The organism is Achromobacter ruhlandii (assembly GCF_002082135.1).
GTDB lineage: Bacteria > Pseudomonadota > Gammaproteobacteria > Burkholderiales > Burkholderiaceae_B > Achromobacter > Achromobacter ruhlandii.
In genome coordinates this window covers 3695727-3712790 of sequence record NZ_CP017433.1, presented here as the reverse complement: position 1 = coordinate 3712790, position 17064 = coordinate 3695727, and the positions used below count along the sequence as shown (strand labels likewise).

The window sequence follows — 17064 nt, the reverse complement described above, 5'->3', positions numbered from 1 at the left end:
CCACCAATAAATGACAATAATTCTTATTGTTGATTAGCCCGCCATCCCATTCCCCGCCATGTCCCATCCCGCGCAGCCGACGCCGCACCCCGCCGCCCAGCTGTACGAGGCCCATCATCCGTGGCTGCTGGAATGGCTGCGGCGCCGGTTGGGTTGCCGTCATGACGCCGCCGACCTGGCGCACGATACCTTCGTGCGGGTGCTGGCCGGCCGCCCGACCGAGCCGATCCACGAACCCCGCGCGTTCCTGACCACGCTGGCGCAGCGCACGCTGTATACCTTCTGGCGCCGCCGCGAGCTCGAGCGCGCCTATCTCGACAGCCTCGAATCCCTGCCGCATGCCTGCGCGCCCAGCGAGGAACAGCGCGCGCTGGTGGCCGAGGCCCTGATGCAGATCGACCGCGCCCTGCAACGCCTGCCGGCGCGCACCCGCCACATATTTCTCCTGAGCCAGTTGCACGAACTGACCTATCCGCAGATCGCCGAGCAGCTCGGCGTGTCGGCCATCACCGTCCGGCGCGGCATGAAGCAGGCCATCACGCTGTGCGTGGCCGCGCGCCTGGCGGCATGAGCGCGCCCGCGCTGCCGGCCGCCGTCGAGGCGGCGGTCGACTGGATGGTGCTGCTGTCGTCGGGCGAGGCGAGCGCCGCCGACCGCGCCCGGTTCGAGGCCTGGCACCGGACCGACTCGCGCCACGCCGCCGCCTGGGACCTGGTCACCGGCGCCCTGGACAGCACCTTTGCGCCGCTGGGCGAGGGCGCCTCGTCCCGGGCGGCCGGCGCGGCGCTGCTGGCGCCGACCTCGCGCCGCCGGGCGCTGCGCAATGCCTTGATGCTGGCGCTGGCGGCCGGCGGGCTGGCCGCCCTGGTCGATCGCCAGACGCCGTTGCGGACCCTGGCCGCCGACCTGCGCACCGGCACCGGCGAACGCCGCGCCTATCCGCTGCCGGACGGTAGCGTGGTCACCCTGAACGCGCGCTCCGCCGTCGACCTGCAGTTCGATGACCGCGTCCGCGTGCTGCGGTTGCGCGAGGGCGCGGTCTACGTGCGGGTGGCGGCGGACGCCGCGCGGCCCTTCATCGTCGCCAGTCCCGATGGCGAGGTGCAGGCCTTGGGCACGGTGTTCGGCGTGGCGCGCGATGCGCGGGGCAGTGTCGCCTGTGTGATCGAGCACAGTGTCGAGATCCGCGCGGCCGGCCAGCGGCGCGCGCTGGCGGCGGGCGAGGGCGCGCGCTTCGGCGCGGACGGCATCGGCGCGCCGGACGCCGCGCTGGCCGAGGCCGCCGCCTGGCAAGACGGCATGCTGGTGGTGCGCGACCAGCCTTTGGGCGAGGTGGTGGAGGCATTGCGGCCATACCGGCGCGGCTTTTTGCGCATCTCTCCCGAGGCCGCCCGGCTGCGGGTGCTGGGCGCGTTTCCGCTGGACGACACCGACCGCGTGCTGGAATCCCTGCGCCAGACGCTGCCGATCGAGGTCGCCACGCTGGGCGGCTGGCTGGTCAGCATCGACCTGCGCGCCGATGCCGCCGAAAAAAAATGATCGCTCGCGGCGGGCTCGCTGGACATACCTCCTGAAGCACCCCCTTGTCGCAGGAGATTCCATGTTCCCCGTTCGTCCCGCGCCGCAGTTGGCGGCCGCGTTTCTCATCGCCCTGGCCGCGCCGGCCGGTATCGCCCAGGCCCAGGCGGGCGACCAATCGGGTGCGCCCATGGCGCAGCGCTACGATCTGCCCGCCGCGCCGCTGGCCGAGACCCTGACCCGTATCGCGCGCCAGAGCGGCCAGGCGGTGTCGGTCGATCCGGCGCTGGTGGCGGGCCGCCAGGCCCCGGCCGTGGCCGGCACCTACACCGCCGAGCAGGCCTTGCGCCAGGCGCTGGCGGGCAGCGGCCTGGAATTGCGTGTTACCGCCAATGGCACCTTCAGCGCGCGGCCCTTGCCGCAGGCGGGCGACGCCACCCTGCTGGAGCCGGTGCGCGTGACCGGCGCGGCCGAATCGCCCTCCGGCCCGCTGCATGGCTACGCCGCCCGCGTCAGCGCCACCGGCACCAAGACCGACACGCCCATCATCGAGACGCCGCAGTCGATCACGGTGGTCGGCGCCGAGGAAATCGAGACGCTCAAGGCGCAGAGCCTGCAGGACGCGCTGGGCTACGTGGCGGGCGTGAGCCGCGCGGAAGGCCTGGACCGCACCTCCGACAGCGTGTTCCTGCGCGGCTTTCGCGGCAGCCAGGGCAGCTACTATCGCGATGGCACGCTGTACACCGTGAACATCTACAACGGACGGCAGGAACTGTACGGGCTGGAACGGGTCGAGTTCCTCAAGGGCGCCGCCTCGGTGCTCTACGGCGCGGCGCCGCCGGGGGGTGTCATCAACACGGTCAGCAAGCGGCCCACGACCGAGCCGCTGCATGAACTGAACGTCGAGGCGGGCAACTTCCGCCGCAAGCAGATCTCCGGCGACTTCGGCGGCGCGCTCGATGACGAGGGTAAATGGTCTTACCGCCTGACCGCCTTGAAGCGGGACAGCGACACCTTCATCGATCACGTGCCGGACGACCGGACCTACGTGGCCCCGGCCCTCAAGTGGCAACCCAGCGATGCCACTTCGCTGACCCTGCTGGCGGAATACCAGGAGGACCGCACGGCCTACGTCTACGGCCTGCCTGGCCAGGGCACGGTCCTGCCCAATCCCAACGGCAGGATTCCCCGCAATCGATTCACGGGGGAACCTGGCTTCGACAAGTTCATCATGAAGCGCTATTCGATCGGCTACCTGTTCGAACACGCATTCACGGACCAGCTCAAGCTGCGCAACAGCGTGCGCTACTTCCACGCGGACAGCACCTATTTCTCCACCGACATCTGGCAGCTACAGGCCGACCAGCGCCACACCGCCGATCGCGGCGCGATGCCGCGCTGGGATCGGTCTTCGGCGGTTGTGGCCGATACATCGCTGCAGTACGACGCCACCACCGGCCCGCTGCGCCACACGCTGCTGGCGGGCCTGGACTACTCGCTGCCCAGGCACGAGACCGAGCGCTACCTGCGCAGCAACACCAACATCGATCTCTATGACCCGGTCTATGGCGTCCCCCTGGGACCGGCCACGCCGTTCCCGTGGTCGTCCTCGAAAACCGACCTGAAGCGCCTGGGGGTGTACCTGCAGGATCAGGTCAAGATCGCCGATAAGTGGGTGGTGCTGCTGGGTGGACGGCACGATTGGGTCACGGTCAACGAACGCAATTTCTTCACCGGCGAAAAGATCGCGGACAATGAAAAGAGCCAGGCCTTCACCGGCCGCGCAGGCATCGTCTACCTGGCCGACAACGGCCTGGCGCCGTTCCTGAGCTACAGCGAATCGTTCGAGCCGACCGGCGGCCAGGATCGCCAGGGCAGCCGTTTCAAGCCCACCACCGGTCAGCAGTACGAAGCCGGGGTGCGCTACCAGCCGGCGGGGGCGGACACCATGCTGTCGGCGGCGGTGTACCAGCTCACCCGCAAGAACGTGAACGTGACCGACCCGTTCGACACGAACTACGAGATCCAGGCAGGTCAGGCGCGCACCCGCGGATTGGAGCTGGAAGCGCGCACCCGCCTCGGCCGCCACGCCAACCTGATCGCCGCCTACGCCTACACCGATGCGCGCACCCTCAAGGCCAGCCCGCTGCAACCGGACGAGGTCGGAAAGCGTCTGAATTCGGTGCCGTTCAACCAGTTCTCGGTCTGGGGCGACTACGGCTTCGGCGCCTTCGGCCTGCCGGGGCTGCGGGTCGGCGCGGGCGTGCGCTACGTCGGCAGCACGCGCGGCCTGGCGCACGGCACGGCGGTCGAGGTGCCATCCTTTACGCTGTTCGACGCCATGGTCAGCTACACCTCCGGGCCATGGCGATTCGCGCTCAACGCCACCAACCTGGCCGACAAGACCTACATCGGCAACTGCACCTATGGTTGCTTCTACGGCGAGCCGCGCCGCGTGATCGGCACGGCGACCTACCGCTGGTGATAGCGGGCCGGCAGGGGCGTGCAACCCCCTGCCGCGCGCGCCGGCCGGCCCCCGAACCGCGCGGCCAGCAAGGCCCGGCGCGGCCCCTGTCTCGGGGCCGCGCCCTGTGCTACTCTGGCTCCCGGCCGTGCATGTTTATCCCTTTGCACAGGTCGACGATGGCAATGTCCGAGGTCACCCCCCCGGGCAGTGTCTTGGTAAGAAGAATGCGCATGACACGATCAAGCGTGGAGACAATTCATGAGCCAATACGGGCCGCTGAAGTTGCACGTCCCCGAGCCCACCGGGCGTCCGGGTTGCAAGACCGACTTTTCCTACCTGCGCCTGTCGCCACCCGGCGAGGTGCCCAAACCCCCCATTGATGTCGCCGCGATCGACACCGGCAGCCTGGCCTACAGCCTGGTGCGGGTCATCGACGACGACGGCCGCGCCGTCGGCCCGTGGGCGCCGGAGATCAGCGACGAGCTGTTGCGCCGAGGCATGCGCACCATGCTCAAGACGCGCATCTTCGACGGCCGCATGCTGACCGCCCAGCGCAAGAAGAAGATCTCCTTCTACATGCAGAGCCTGGGCGAAGAGGCCATCGGCTCGGCCCATGCGCTGGCGCTGGAGCAGGGCGACATGTGTTTCCCGACCTACCGCCAGCAGAGCATCCTGCTGGCGCGCGACGTGTCGCTGGTGACCATGATGTGCCAGCTCATGTCCAACGAGCGCGATCCGCTCAAGGGGCGCCAGCTGCCGGTCATGTATTCCGACCGCGAGAACGGCTTCTTCACCATCTCGGGCAACCTGGCCACGCAGTTCATCCAGGCGGTGGGCTGGGGCATGGCCTCGGCCATCAAGGGCGACACGCGCATCGCGTCCGGCTGGATCGGCGACGGCGCCACCGCCGAGGCGGACTTCCACACCGCGCTGACCTTTGCCCACGTGTACCGCGCCCCGGTGATCCTGAACGTGGTCAACAACCAGTGGGCCATCTCGACCTTCCAGGCCATCGCCGGGGGCGAGGGCGCCACCTTCGCCGGCCGCGGCGTGGGCTTCGGCATCGCCTCGCTGCGGGTGGACGGCAACGATTTCCTGGCGGTCTACGCCGCCTCGCGCTGGGCCGCCGAACGCGCCCGCCGCAACCTCGGCCCCACCCTGATCGAATGGGTGACCTACCGCGCGGGCCCGCACTCCACCTCCGACGATCCCTCCAAGTACCGTCCCGGCGACGACTGGAGCCACTTCCCGCTGGGCGACCCGATCGAGCGCTTCAAGAAGCACCTGATCCTGCGTGGCATCTGGTCCGAGGCCGAGCACGACGCGGTGCGCGCCGAGCTCGACGCCGAGATCCAGGCGGCGCAGAAGGAAGCGGAAAGCTACGGCACCCTGGTGGACGGCCACGTCCCCAGCGCCGCCAGCATCTTTGAAGACGTCTACAAGGACATGCCGGAGCACCTGCGCCGGCAACGTCAGCAGCTCGGAGTGTGAGTCATGGCTATCGATAACAATGTTGGTCCGGCGTCCGCGCCGATGACCATGATCCAGGCTTTGCGCTCGGCCATGGATGTGATGCTGGAGCGTGACGGCAACGTGGTGGTGTTCGGCCAGGACGTGGGCTATTTCGGCGGCGTGTTCCGCTGCACCGAGGGCCTGCAGGCCAAGTACGGCAGCTCGCGTGTGTTCGACACGCCTATTTCCGAAGGCGGCATCGTCGGCGTGGCGGTGGGCATGGGCGCCTACGGCCTGCGGCCGGTGTGCGAGATCCAGTTCGCCGACTATTTCTATCCGGCCTCCGACCAGATCGTGTCGGAAGCGGCGCGCCTGCGCTACCGCTCGGTGGGCGAATTCATCGCGCCCATGACCATCCGCATGCCCTGCGGTGGCGGTATCTACGGCGGCCAGACCCACAGCCAGAGCCCCGAGGCCATGTTCACCCAGGTCTGCGGGCTGCGCACGGTGATGCCGTCCAACCCCTACGACGCCAAGGGCCTGCTGATCGCGTCCATCGAAAACGACGATCCGGTCATCTTCCTGGAACCCAAGCGCCTGTACAACGGCCCGTTCGACGGCCACCACGACCGCCCCGTGACGCCGTGGACCGGCCGCCCGGGCAGCGTGGTGCCGACCGGTTACTACACCGTGCCGCTGGACTCCGCCGCCATCGTGCGCCCCGGCAACGCGCTGACGGTGCTGACCTATGGCACCACGGTGCACGTGTCGCTGACCGCGGCCGAGGAAACCGGCATCGACGCCGAGGTCATCGACCTGCGCAGCCTGTGGCCGCTGGACCTGGAAACGATCGTCAACTCGGTCAGGAAGACCGGCCGCTGCGTCGTGGTGCACGAAGCCACGCGCACCTGCGGCTTCGGCGCCGAACTGATCGCGCTGGTGCAAGAACACTGCTTCCATCACCTCGAAGCGCCCGTCGAGCGCGTGACCGGTTGGGACACTCCCTATCCGCACGCGCAGGAATGGGCGTATTTCCCCGGCCCGCGCCGGGTCGGCGAAGCGTTCAAGCGCGCGATGGAGGTGTGAGATGGGGATTCATGTCATCAAGATGCCCGACATCGGCGAAGGCATTGCCGAGGTCGAACTGGTGGGCTGGCACGTCAAGGTGGGCGACACGGTCGCCGAGGACCAGCCGCTGGCCGACGTCATGACCGACAAGGCCACGGTCGAGATCCCGTCGCCCGTGGTCGGCCGCGTGGTCGCGCTGGGCGGCGAAGTCGGCCAGGTCATGGCCGTGGGCGGCGAACTGATCCGCCTGGAAGTGGAAGGCGAGGGTAACGTCAAGGGCGAGGCGGCGGCGCAGACACCGCAGGCCGCTGCCGCGCCGGCTCCGGCGGTGAGCGCGCCGGCCGCCGCACCGGCGCCGGCCAAGGCCGACAAGGCCCCGGCCGGCGGCGTTGCCGGCCAGATCGCCGCGTCGCTGCAATCGTCCGCCGCCGCGCCGCAAGCGCCCTCCGCGCCGCCCAGCCGTCCGGCCGCCGCGCGCCAGGCGCCCGCCGCGTCCCGACAACCCGGCGAAAAGCCGCTGGCCTCGCCGGCGGTGCGCAAGCGCGCCTGGGACCTGGGCATCGAGCTGCGCTACGTGCACGGTAGCGGCCCGGCCGGCCGCGTCATGCACGAGGACCTGGACGCCTACCTGCAAGGGCAGGGCGCGGCCACGACCGCGCGCGGCCCGGCCTACGCCGAGCGCAACGACGAAGAGCAGGTGCCGGTGATCGGCCTGCGCCGCAAGATCGCGCAGAAGATGGCCGAGTCCAAGCGCCGCATTCCGCATTTCAGCTACGTGGAGGAAATCGACGTCACCGAGCTCGAGGAGCTGCGCGTCAGCCTGAACGCGAAGTTCGGCGAGTCGCGCGGCAAGCTGACGCTGTTGCCGCTGCTGGCGCGCGCCATGGTGATCGCGCTGCGCGACTTCCCGCAGATCAACGCCCGCTATGACGACGAGGCCGGCCAGGTGACGCGCTACGGCGCCGTGCATATCGGCATCGCCACGCAGAGCGACGGCGGCCTGATGGTGCCGGTGATGCGCCACGCCGAAACCCGTGACCTGTGGTCGATGGCGGCCGAGATCGGCCGGCTGGCGCAGGCGGTGCGCGCCGGCAGCGCCGGCCGCGGCGAGCTGTCCGGCTCGACCATCACCATCACCAGCCTGGGTCCGCTGGGCGGCATCGTCACCACGCCGGTCATCAACCATCCCGAGGTCGGCATCGTGGGCGTGAACCGCATCGTCGAGCGGCCCGCCTTCCGCAATGGCGCCGTGGTGGCGCGCAAGCTGATGAACCTGTCGTCCTCGTTCGACCACCGCGTGGTCGACGGCATGGACGCGGCCCGCTTCATCCAGGCCGTGCGCGCGCTGCTGGAACAACCCGCGCTGCTTTTCGTGGAGTAAGCATGAGCCAGACTACCAAGACGACAACCCTGCTGGTGATCGGCGGCGGGCCTGGCGGCTATGTGGCCGCGATCCGCGCCGGGCAACTGGGCGTGCCCACCATCCTGGTCGAGGGCGACCGGCTGGGCGGCACCTGCCTGAACATTGGCTGCATTCCGTCCAAGGCGCTGATCCACGCGGCCGAGGAATTCGACAAGGCGCGCCATTACGCCGGCCAGTCGGCGCTGGGCATCTCGGTGTCGGCGCCCGCCATCGACATCGGCCGCACCGTGGCCTGGAAGGACGGCATCGTCGGCAAGCTGACCGGCGGCGTGGGCGCGCTGCTCAAGAAGAACGGCGTGCAGGTGGTGCACGGCTGGGCCAGCCTGCTGGACGGCAAGACCGTCGAGGTCGAGAGCGCCGACGGCAGCCGCCAGCGCATCCAGTGCGAGCACCTGCTGCTGGCGGCCGGCTCCGAGCCGACGCCGCTGCCCTCGGTGCCGTTCGGCGGCATGGTGGTGTCCTCGACCGAGGCGCTGTCGCCGGCCGACATCCCGAAGAAGCTGGTGGTGGTGGGCGGCGGCTACATCGGCCTGGAGCTGGGCACGGTGTACCGCAAGCTGGGCGCCGAGGTGGCCGTGGTCGAGGCGCAGGACCGCATTCTGCCGACCTATGACGCCGAGCTGACCAAGCCCGTGGCCGCCGCGCTGGCCAGGCTGGGCGTCGAGCTGCACCTGGGCCGCAAGGTGCTGGGACTGAACGGCGCCGGCACCGCGGTGCGGATCCAGGACGCCAGCGGCGCCGAGACCGCGCTGCCCGCCGACCGGGTGCTGATCGCCGTCGGCCGGCGTCCGCGCACGCAGGGCTGGGGCCTGGAAAACCTGCAACTGGATCGCAAGGGCAACGCGCTGCGCATCGACGATCAGTGCCGCACCTCCATGCGCGACGTCTGGGCCATCGGCGATATCGCCGGGGAGCCGATGCTGGCGCACCGCGCCATGGCGCAGGGCGAGATGGTGGCCGAGCTGGTGGCGGGCAAGCGTCGCCACTTCCAGCCGGCCGCGATTCCGGCGGTGTGCTTCACCGATCCCGAAGTCGTGGTGGCCGGCCTGTCGCCGGCCGAGGCCGAAGCGGCCGGGCTGGACTGCCTGGCGGCGTCGTTCCCGTTCGCCGCCAACGGCCGCGCCATGACGCTGGAGTCCACCGACGGTTTCGTGCGGGTGGTGGCCCGTCGCGACAACCACCTGATCGTGGGCTGGCAGGCGGTGGGGCGCGGGGTGTCGGAACTGTCGACGGCGTTCGGCCAGTCGCTCGAAATGGGCGCGACGCTGGAGGACGTGGCGGGCACGATCCACGCCCATCCGACCCTGGGCGAAGCGGTGCAGGAAGCCGCGCTCAAGGCGCTGGGGCACGCGCTGCACATCTGATCCGTTACGGTGGATCCGCAGCCGCGGTGGCGGGCATCACGCCCGCCACCGCGGTTTTTTGCCGCCGGGCCGCCCCAAGGCAAAAACGCCCCCTTGGGGGGCAGCGACCCGCGCAGCGGCGGAGCGTCGGGGGCTATTTTTGCCGCCGGGCCGCCCCAAGGAAAAAATGTCCCTTGGGGCAGCGACCGCGCAGCGGCGGAGCGTGGGGGCCTTTTCCCTCTGGGTCCGCTAGCGGCGCGCGTCGATGTAGGGCCGCGCCTGCAGGATGATGATCTTGTCGCCGACCACCGCCCATTCGATATCCTGGTCGACCTGGCCCAGGCGCTGCTTGACCTGCCGGCCCACGGCGGCCAGCCGCGCCACCAGCGCGTCGTTCAGCACCTGGCGCGCGTCCGCCGCGATCGGCACTTCGCGCACGCCGCCGCCGGCGTCCGCCACCAACTGCGTGTCCTCGGCCGAGCGGCTCAGCACTTGCACCGCCTTGGACCAGCTCGAATACATCACCTGCTCGGCCTGGCGCTTGCCTTCCACCACCTTGATGCCGAGGCCGCGCTTGGCCGAGATGTAGGTCACGTAGCGGCGGCTGGCGTCGAACGGATCGCGCGTGATCATGACGCCGGAGCTGTCGGACGGCGCCGCCAGCTGCACCAGCACGGCCATCACCACCGCGTCCTGGGGGATGCCCGCCGCGCGCCGCGCCTCGTAGGCGTCGAAGTTGTAGACCGAGGCCCATACCGTCTGCACCGCCTTGGCCAAGGCCTCGGGCTGGGTGATGTTGGGCACGGTGGTGTACAGCCCGGCGCCGCTGAAGCCGGGCAGGTCCTCGGAATTGGACGAGCTGCGCACGAACACGCCCGCGCCCTTCAGGCGCGATTGCCACAGCGCGCGCCAGGATTCGGCCTGCGCCGGGTCGACGGCGGCCTGCATGATGTCCTGGCGCAGGGCCGCCAGTTCCTTGCGCCGTACTTCGGCGTCGGCCATGAAGTCGGCGCGCTGTTCCAGCGCGGCCACCCGTTGCGCCACGTTCAGCCGCTTCATGAAGGCGGCATATTGCGCGAACGGGATACAGAAGCCGTCCGGCACGCTGGCGGCCGGCGGCAATGCGGAGCGGAGCGCGCCCAGGTTGGCGGCCTTGACGCCGCAGTGGCGGCTGTCGCGCACGGCCAGGGCATCGAGCGGCTTGAGCGCCTGGACCGTCAGGTCCGGCTTGGGCAGTTGCGCGCGCGGCTTGGGCGGCGTGGCCGGCGGTTGGCTGGCGGGCTTGTCGCTGGGCCGCACCTGGTAGTCGTTGCCGCTGACGGTCAAGGTGACCCATTGGCCGTCGTACTGGCGCAGCGCGGTGTTGGCGTCGCGCACGTAGGCGTTGGGAATGCCCCAGCCCTTGGCCAGCAGGTTGACGTGCGACAGCAGCGTGGACGGCCGCTGCGTGATCAGGCCGGCCACGGGCGGGATGGCGATCGGCACTTCGTCCAGCACCACGATGTCGTCGCGCTTGAGGTCGGGCGTGGCGTCGACCGAGGCGACGATGCGCAGCCGGCCCTGCGCGGTGCCGGGGTTCAGCGGCAGGAAGGCTTGTTCGCGCAGCAGCGCTTCCTGGGTCACGAAGGTCAGGCCGGCGGTAGCGGCGGCCTGTTCGTGCAGCGTCGAGTTGGTCTTGAAGCGGACCGGGGCATAGAAGCTTTTGGCGACTACCTCGTCGGCCAGCTTCAGCAGCTCCGGGGTGAGGCGGTCGCCTTCCCAGAATTCATAGGTGTAGCCGGGCAGGTCGCGCTGCCAGCTGAGGGTGCCGAACAGCAGGCGGCGGTTCGGATCCTTGTACTGCGCGGTCAGCGCGGCCTTGTCCTTGCCGGGCAGCAGGCGGCGCTCGCGCGCGAAGGTCTCGTGCAGGCCGTAGCGCGGCGTGTCCAGGTAATGGATGCGGTTGCCGCGCTGGCGATCGATCACGAACAGCACGTGCGGGATTTCCAGCGGCGTGCCGGCGTTGTAGACGCGCGCCAGCTGGCGGAACGCGGCTTCGTCGTCGATCCGGGCCATGAAGGCCGGGCCGCCGCGGCGCGCGTCCTCGGCCTTGCGCGCCGCGATCTCCTCGGGGGTCAGCGGCCGGGGCGCCTTGAAGGGCTCGATGACGTTGTTTTCGTACGGCGACGGCTTGCGCGCCGTCTGCGCCTGGGCGGCGGGGAGGGCGGCAAGCGCCAGCAGGCAGGCGGCGGTCAGAACGGCCGGTTGGGACAGGGGCGACGGAAACCAGGACGCGCGCAGGGCTGGCATGGGGGTGGGGGGAGTGAGAAAGCGCCCATCATAGCGAACCTGTCCCCGCCGCTCGTGCGAGATCGGAAACGAGGAATGACACGCCGTGACAGGTCATTTGCGTAGCGTGGCCACAAAAGAAAACGGCCCCGGAAATCCGGGGCCGCTTGTTTTCCCGCCAGGGAATCGCCGGCGTGTTACGCCGCCGTCTCCTGCAGCACGCGGCGGGCTTCCTCGGCCACGCGTTCGGGGGCGGTGCCGCCCACATGCTTGCGCGCGGCGACCGAGCCTTCCAGCGTCAGCACCTGGTGCACATCGTCGCCGATGGTCGGGTGATAGGCCTTGAGTTCGTCCAGCGACAGGTCGGCCAGGTCGCAGCCGCGCTGTTCGCAGTCGCGCACGGCGTGGGCCACCACTTCGTGGGCGTCGCGGAACGGCACGCCGCGCTTGACCAGGTAGTCGGCCAGGTCGGTGGCGGTGGCAAAGCCCTGCAGCGCGGCGGCGCGCATGTTGTCGGCCTTGACCTTGATGCCGGCGGCCATGTCGGCGAATATCGTCAGCGTGTCGCGCACGGTGTCGACGGTGTCGAACAGGCCTTCCTTGTCTTCCTGGTTGTCCTTGTTGTAGGCCAGGGGCTGGCCCTTCATCAAGGTCAGCAGGGCGACCAGGTTGCCGTTGACGCGGCCGGTCTTGCCCCGCGCCAGTTCGGGCACGTCGGGGTTCTTCTTCTGCGGCATGATCGAGCTGCCGGTGCAGAAGCGGTCGGCCAGGTCGATGAAGCCGACGCGCGGGCTCATCCACAGCACCAGTTCTTCGGACAGGCGCGAGACGTGCGTCATGATGAGCGCGCCGGCGGCGCAGAACTCGATGGCGAAGTCGCGGTCGGAGACGGCGTCCAGCGAATTGCGGCAGACGCCGTCAAAGCCCAGGGTCTTGGCGACGCGTTCGCGGTCGATCGGGAACGAGGTGCCGGCCAGGGCGGCGGCGCCCAGCGGCAGGCGGTTGACGCGGCGGCGGCAGTCGGCCAGGCGCTCGGCGTCGCGGCCGAACATCTCGGCGTAGGCCAGCAGGTGGTGGCCGAACGTGACGGGCTGGGCCACTTGCAGGTGGGTGAAGCCCGGCATGATGGTGGCGGCGTTGTCCAGCGCCACCGTGGCCAGCGCGTGCCGCAACTGGCGCAGCAGGTCGATCAGCGTGTCGATCTCGCCGCGCAGCCACAGGCGGATGTCGGTGGCCACCTGGTCGTTGCGCGAACGGCCGGTGTGCAGGCGCTTGCCGGCATCGCCGACCAGCTCGACCAGGCGCTTCTCGATGTTCAGGTGCACGTCTTCGAGGTCGAGCAGCCACTGGAAGCTGCCGGCGTCGATTTCCGACAGTATCTGGGTCATGCCGCGCTGGATGTCGGCCAGGTCCTGGGCGCCGATGATGCCCTGGGCCGCCAGCATGTCGGCGTGCGCCAGCGAACCCTGGATGTCGACGCGCGCCAGGCGCTTGTCGAAGTCCACGGACGCCGTGTAGCGTTTGACGAGTTCGGAAACCGGTTCCGAGAACCGGGCGGACCAGGCCTGCGCCTTGTTGGCGAACTGGTTTTGATCGGGGGAGGGAGTGTTTGCCATGATGGCGGGGATTATAGGGCCTGCCTCGGGCGCCTGACGAATCCGGCGCCCCGCGGGGTGGCCCCGCTGTTGCGGCTGGAAACGCGCGGCGGCGCGAGTTGTCGGATAATTCAGGGTCATATCCGGCGGTCTACGGCGTTTTTCCATCGCCGAGCCGCCTCAGGATGAAACACGCCCCTCCGGGGGCGGCACGCCCAAGGCGGCGGGGCTTTCCCCGGCGGCTGTCGGCGCCTTCCCACTTAGTCACCTGAAAGAGAGCACACGACCTATGCCCATGGAATGGGAACAGCTGGCCACCGAACTCGATACTTATATGCCGCACCAGCCGTGGGCGCAGACGCTGGTCGGCATCGGCGTGCTGATCCTGACGGCGTTGTTCGTCCAGTGGGTGGTCGCGCGGGTGGTGCTGCTGCTGGCGCACCGGTTGCTGGTGGTCAGCGGCCACGAGGACTGGGACAAGGCGCTGCAGCGCCGTCGCGCCTATCAGAACCTGTGGTACGCGGTGCCGTTCGCGGTGGTGTCGGTGGGCATCGAACTGGTCCCGCACGTCGAGAAGGCCGCCACGCTGGTCGGGCGGCTGGCCCACGCCGGCGCCTGGATCTGCGTGTTCGTGGCGTTTTCCGGGGTGCTGAGCGCCTGGCAGGACACCTATTCGGCCACCACCCGGGCGCAGACCCGCTCGATCAAGGGCTATATCCAGATCAGCAAGCTGATCCTGATGGCGGTTTGCACCGTGTTGGTGCTTTCCATCCTGATCGACCGCTCGCCGCTGTGGATGATCTCCGGCCTGGGCGCGCTATCGGCGGTGCTGCTGCTGGTGTTCAAGGACACGCTGCTGTCGCTGGTGGCCAGCACCCAGCTCACCAGCAACGACATGCTGCGCATCGGCGACTGGATCGAGATGCCGCAGTCCAACGCCGACGGCTTCGTCAAGGACATCGCGCTGCATACGGTCAAGGTGCAGAACTGGGACAACACCGTCACCACGGTGCCGACCTATAAGCTGTTCTCGGAAAGCTACCGCAACTACCGCCACATGTTCGAGTCGGGCGGCCGGCGCATCAAGCGCACCCTGCGCATCGACGCCAGCAGCGTGCGCTTTCTGACCGATGAGGAAGCCCAGCAGTTGATGCGCTTCCGGCTGCTACACGATTACCTGCGGGTCAAGACCCAGGACATCGCCCAGGCCAACCAGACCATGGGCGAGCTGGCCAGCGTGCCGGCCAACCGCCGCCGCCTGACCAATATCGGCACCTTCCGCGCCTACGGCCTGGCCTATCTGAAGCAGAACCCCGAGGTGCGCCAGGACATGGCGATGATGGTGCGCATGATGGAACCCACCGCCGATGGCATTCCGGTGGAGGTCTATTGCTTCACCGCCGTCACCGCCTGGGTCGAGTACGAACGCATCCAGGGCGACATCTTCGACCATCTGCTGGCGATCCTGCCGGAACTGGGCCTGCGGCTGTACCAGCAGCCGTCCGGCGCGGACATCGGCGCCATGGGCAACTACCTGCGCGAGGGCGCCGTCCAGGCGGCGCTGGCGGCCGAAGGCGCGCATCACCGGGCCGATCCGGAGCGCCTGGCGCCGCCGTCCGGCGCATGACGCCGTGAGATAATCGCCCGGTAGGATTCCCAGGGCCTGCAGCAGGCCCGTTTCGTGCAGTTCCGTATCAAGGCGCCCCAGGCGATGGATCCGATGTCGAACCCGTTCTTCAACCTGTATTCCCATGGCTTCGCCCGGGTCGCCGTGGGCGTGCCCGAGTGCAAGGTCGCGGACCCGGCCTTCAACGCCGCGCAGACCATCGCGCTGGCGCAGCAGGCGGCCCAGGGCGGCGCCGTGCTGGTGGCGTTCCCCGAACTCGGCCTGTCGGCCTACACCTGCGACGACCTGTTCCACCAGAAGGCCCTGCTGGACGCCTGCGAGGCGGCGCTGGACCAGGTGGCGCGGGCCACGGCCGAACTGGATATCGCCGTCATCGTCGGCGCGCCGCTGCGGGTGGCGCACCAGCTGTACAACTGCGCCGTGGTCATCGCCGGCGGCCGCATCCTGGGCGTGGTGCCCAAGAGTTTCCTGCCCAACTACAGCGAATTCTACGAAGCGCGCCAGTTCAGCGCGGCCGATTGCGCCGTCGCCACCGAGATCCGCCTGCTGGAGCAGACCGTGCCGTTCGGCGCCGAGCTGCTGTTCCAGATGGAAAAGCTGCCGCTGTTCCAGTTCCACGTCGAGATCTGCGAAGACGTCTGGGTGCCGATCCCGCCGTCCTCGTTCGCGGCGCTGGCCGGCGCCACGGTGCTGGTGAACCTGTCGGCCTCGAACATCGTGGTCGGCAAGTCGGCCTACCGCCACCAGCTGGTGGCGCAGCAGTCGGCGCGTTGCCTGGCGGCCTACATGTACACCTCGGCCGGCCGCGGCGAGTCGTCCACCGACCTGGCCTGGGACGGCCAGGCGCTGATCTACGAAAACGGCGAGCTGCTGGGCGAGTCCGAGCGCTTCCTGAACGAATCGCACCTGCTGTTTGCCGACGTCGACCTGGAGCGCCTGTCGCGCGAGCGCATGCACCAGACCACCTTCGGCCAGTCGGCGCGCCGTCACCGCGACGAAGTGCGCCAGTTCCGCCTGGTGCCGGTGCCGGTCGCGGCGCCGCTGGAGGACGCCGAGCTGCCGCTGGAGCGGCGCGTGGCGCGCTTTCCGTACGTGCCGGCCGATGCCCGGCGCCGCGACGAGCGCTGCAAGGAGGTCTACAACATCCAGGTGCAGGCGCTGGCACAGCGGCTCTCGGCCAGCGGCATGTCCAAGGTGGTCATCGGCATCTCGGGTGGGCTGGATTCGACCCACGCGCTGCTTGTCTGCGCCCAGGCCATGGATACGCTGGGGCTGCCGCGCGCCAACATCCTGGCCGTGACCATGCCGGGTTTCGCCACCAGTACGCGCACGCTGCAGCAGGCGCGCCAGTTGATGGCGGTGGTCGGCTGCACGGCCTCCGAGGTCGACATCCGCCCGAGCTGCCTGCAGATGCTCAAGGACCTTGGCCATCCCTATGCCGATGGCCAGCCGGTGTACGACATCACCTTCGAGAACGTGCAGGCCGGCGAGCGCACCAACCACCTGTTCCGCATCGCCAATTTCAACAACGCCATCGTCATCGGCACTGGCGACCTGAGCGAGCTGGCGCTGGGCTGGTGCACCTATGGCGTGGGCGACCACATGTCGCACTACAGCGTCAACGCCAGCGTGCCCAAGACGCTGATCACGCACCTGGTGCGCTGGGTGGCCGAGTCCGGCCGCCTGGGCGAGACCGGCGCGGCGGTGCTGCTGGACGTGCTGGGCACGGACGTCAGCCCCGAACTGGTGCCAGGCGGCGATGACGGCAAGCCGACCCAGAAAAGCGAAGACACCATCGGCCCCTACGAGCTGCAGGACTTCAACCTGTACTACACGCTGCGCTACGGCTTCGCGCCGACCAAGGTGGCGTTCCTGGCGCTGGCGGCCTGGCGCGACCGCGACGCCGGCGCCTGGCCGGAAGGCGGCCACGTGGCGCGCAACCAGTACGACCTGGCGGCGATCAAGCGCAACCTGAAGATCTTCCTGGACCGCTTCTTCCGCCTCAGCCAGTTCAAGCGCACCTGCGTGCCGAACGCGCCCAAGGTGGGCTCGGGCGGGTCGCTGTCGCCGCGTGGCGACTGGCGCGCGCCGAGCGATTCCGAGTCGGTGGTGTGGATGCGCGACGCCGACCGGATTCCGGACGAGGCGCCGCCGGGTTGACCGGCGCGGGTCCGGCGTGCGGGTCGGCCAGGCTGGCGTCGGCCCGCCTGCCGCAAGCGCTGTCCGTGGCGCCGGCGGCAGACTTGCCCGCAAGGACGTATTCGGGTTTTCCCGGCAACGCCTGGCGGACCGTATGGCGCGCG

General features: G+C 69.4%; 11 protein-coding genes. 9 read left to right on the top strand and 2 right to left on the bottom strand.

The window, feature by feature from the left end:
• Positions 1-58 precede the first annotated feature (58 nt).
• The 7 genes from AruCF_RS16680 (at position 59) to lpdA (ending at position 9292) form a co-directional block, all read left to right on the top strand.
• Positions 59-571 carry a sigma-70 family RNA polymerase sigma factor gene (locus AruCF_RS16680; RefSeq protein ID WP_049074520.1) on the top strand — a complete coding sequence of 171 codons (513 nt, stop codon included), beginning with the start codon at positions 59-61 and terminating at the stop codon, positions 569-571.
• On the top strand, positions 568-1539 hold the full coding sequence (locus tag AruCF_RS16675) for a FecR family protein (protein WP_049077910.1): 972 nt from the start codon (positions 568-570) through the stop codon (positions 1537-1539). Before AruCF_RS16680 ends, AruCF_RS16675 begins: the two co-directional genes overlap by 4 nt.
• A gap of 61 nt (positions 1540-1600) precedes the next feature.
• Positions 1601-4003: a TonB-dependent siderophore receptor gene (locus AruCF_RS16670; RefSeq protein ID WP_053086012.1), complete on the top strand. Its 2403-nt coding sequence runs from the start codon at positions 1601-1603 to the stop codon at positions 4001-4003.
• Between the two features lie 240 nt (positions 4004-4243).
• Positions 4244-5476 (top strand): 3-methyl-2-oxobutanoate dehydrogenase (2-methylpropanoyl-transferring) subunit alpha, encoded by a 1233-nt coding sequence (locus tag AruCF_RS16665; protein ID WP_049074519.1) that lies wholly within the window; start codon positions 4244-4246, stop codon positions 5474-5476.
• Between the two features lie 3 nt (positions 5477-5479).
• Positions 5480-6523: an alpha-ketoacid dehydrogenase subunit beta gene (locus tag AruCF_RS16660; RefSeq protein ID WP_049074516.1), complete on the top strand. Its 1044-nt coding sequence runs from the start codon at positions 5480-5482 to the stop codon at positions 6521-6523.
• A gap of 1 nt (position 6524) precedes the next feature.
• Complete coding sequence (locus AruCF_RS16655) at positions 6525-7886, top strand: dihydrolipoamide acetyltransferase family protein (protein ID WP_049074514.1); 1362 nt, start codon at positions 6525-6527, stop codon at positions 7884-7886.
• Between the two features lie 2 nt (positions 7887-7888).
• On the top strand, positions 7889-9292 hold the full coding sequence (lpdA, locus tag AruCF_RS16650) for a dihydrolipoyl dehydrogenase (RefSeq protein WP_049074512.1): 1404 nt from the start codon (positions 7889-7891) through the stop codon (positions 9290-9292).
• Between the two features lie 228 nt (positions 9293-9520).
• Here lpdA and AruCF_RS16645 read toward each other — a convergent pair whose 3' ends face one another.
• Together AruCF_RS16645 and argH are read right to left on the bottom strand one after the other, a co-directional pair.
• Positions 9521-11560 (bottom strand): PEP/pyruvate-binding domain-containing protein, encoded by a 2040-nt coding sequence (locus AruCF_RS16645; protein WP_049074508.1) that lies wholly within the window; start codon positions 11558-11560, stop codon positions 9521-9523.
• Between the two features lie 176 nt (positions 11561-11736).
• The gene (gene argH, locus AruCF_RS16640; protein WP_006386379.1) at positions 11737-13155 is read right to left on the bottom strand and encodes an argininosuccinate lyase; all 1419 of its coding nucleotides are present in this window, start codon (positions 13153-13155) and stop codon (positions 11737-11739) included.
• Positions 13156-13429: 274 nt separating this feature from the next.
• On the opposite strand from argH, the gene AruCF_RS16635 reads away from it, so the two are divergent.
• A complete protein-coding gene (locus tag AruCF_RS16635; RefSeq protein ID WP_049074506.1) occupies positions 13430-14761 on the top strand; it encodes a mechanosensitive ion channel family protein in 1332 nt (443 codons plus the stop codon).
• Between the two features lie 93 nt (positions 14762-14854).
• Complete coding sequence (locus AruCF_RS16630; RefSeq protein ID WP_049077907.1) at positions 14855-16921, top strand: NAD(+) synthase; 2067 nt, start codon at positions 14855-14857, stop codon at positions 16919-16921.
• The last annotated feature ends 143 nt before the right edge of the window (positions 16922-17064 follow it).

Coding starts and splice junctions, on each gene's coding strand:
- lpdA (WP_049074512.1), top strand. CDS start 7,889: ATGAGCCAGACTACCAAGACGACAACCCTGCTGGTGATCGGCGGCGGG.
- AruCF_RS16630 (WP_049077907.1), top strand. CDS start 14,855: ATGTCGAACCCGTTCTTCAACCTGTATTCCCATGGCTTCGCCCGGGTC.
- AruCF_RS16670 (WP_053086012.1), top strand. CDS start 1,601: ATGTTCCCCGTTCGTCCCGCGCCGCAGTTGGCGGCCGCGTTTCTCATC.
- AruCF_RS16635 (WP_049074506.1), top strand. CDS start 13,430: ATGGAATGGGAACAGCTGGCCACCGAACTCGATACTTATATGCCGCAC.
- AruCF_RS16655 (WP_049074514.1), top strand. CDS start 6,525: ATGGGGATTCATGTCATCAAGATGCCCGACATCGGCGAAGGCATTGCC.
- AruCF_RS16665 (WP_049074519.1), top strand. CDS start 4,244: ATGAGCCAATACGGGCCGCTGAAGTTGCACGTCCCCGAGCCCACCGGG.
- argH (WP_006386379.1), bottom strand. CDS start 13,155: ATGGCAAACACTCCCTCCCCCGATCAAAACCAGTTCGCCAACAAGGCG.
- AruCF_RS16680 (WP_049074520.1), top strand. CDS start 59: ATGTCCCATCCCGCGCAGCCGACGCCGCACCCCGCCGCCCAGCTGTAC.
- AruCF_RS16645 (WP_049074508.1), bottom strand. CDS start 11,560: ATGCCAGCCCTGCGCGCGTCCTGGTTTCCGTCGCCCCTGTCCCAACCG.
- AruCF_RS16660 (WP_049074516.1), top strand. CDS start 5,480: ATGGCTATCGATAACAATGTTGGTCCGGCGTCCGCGCCGATGACCATG.
- AruCF_RS16675 (WP_049077910.1), top strand. CDS start 568: ATGAGCGCGCCCGCGCTGCCGGCCGCCGTCGAGGCGGCGGTCGACTGG.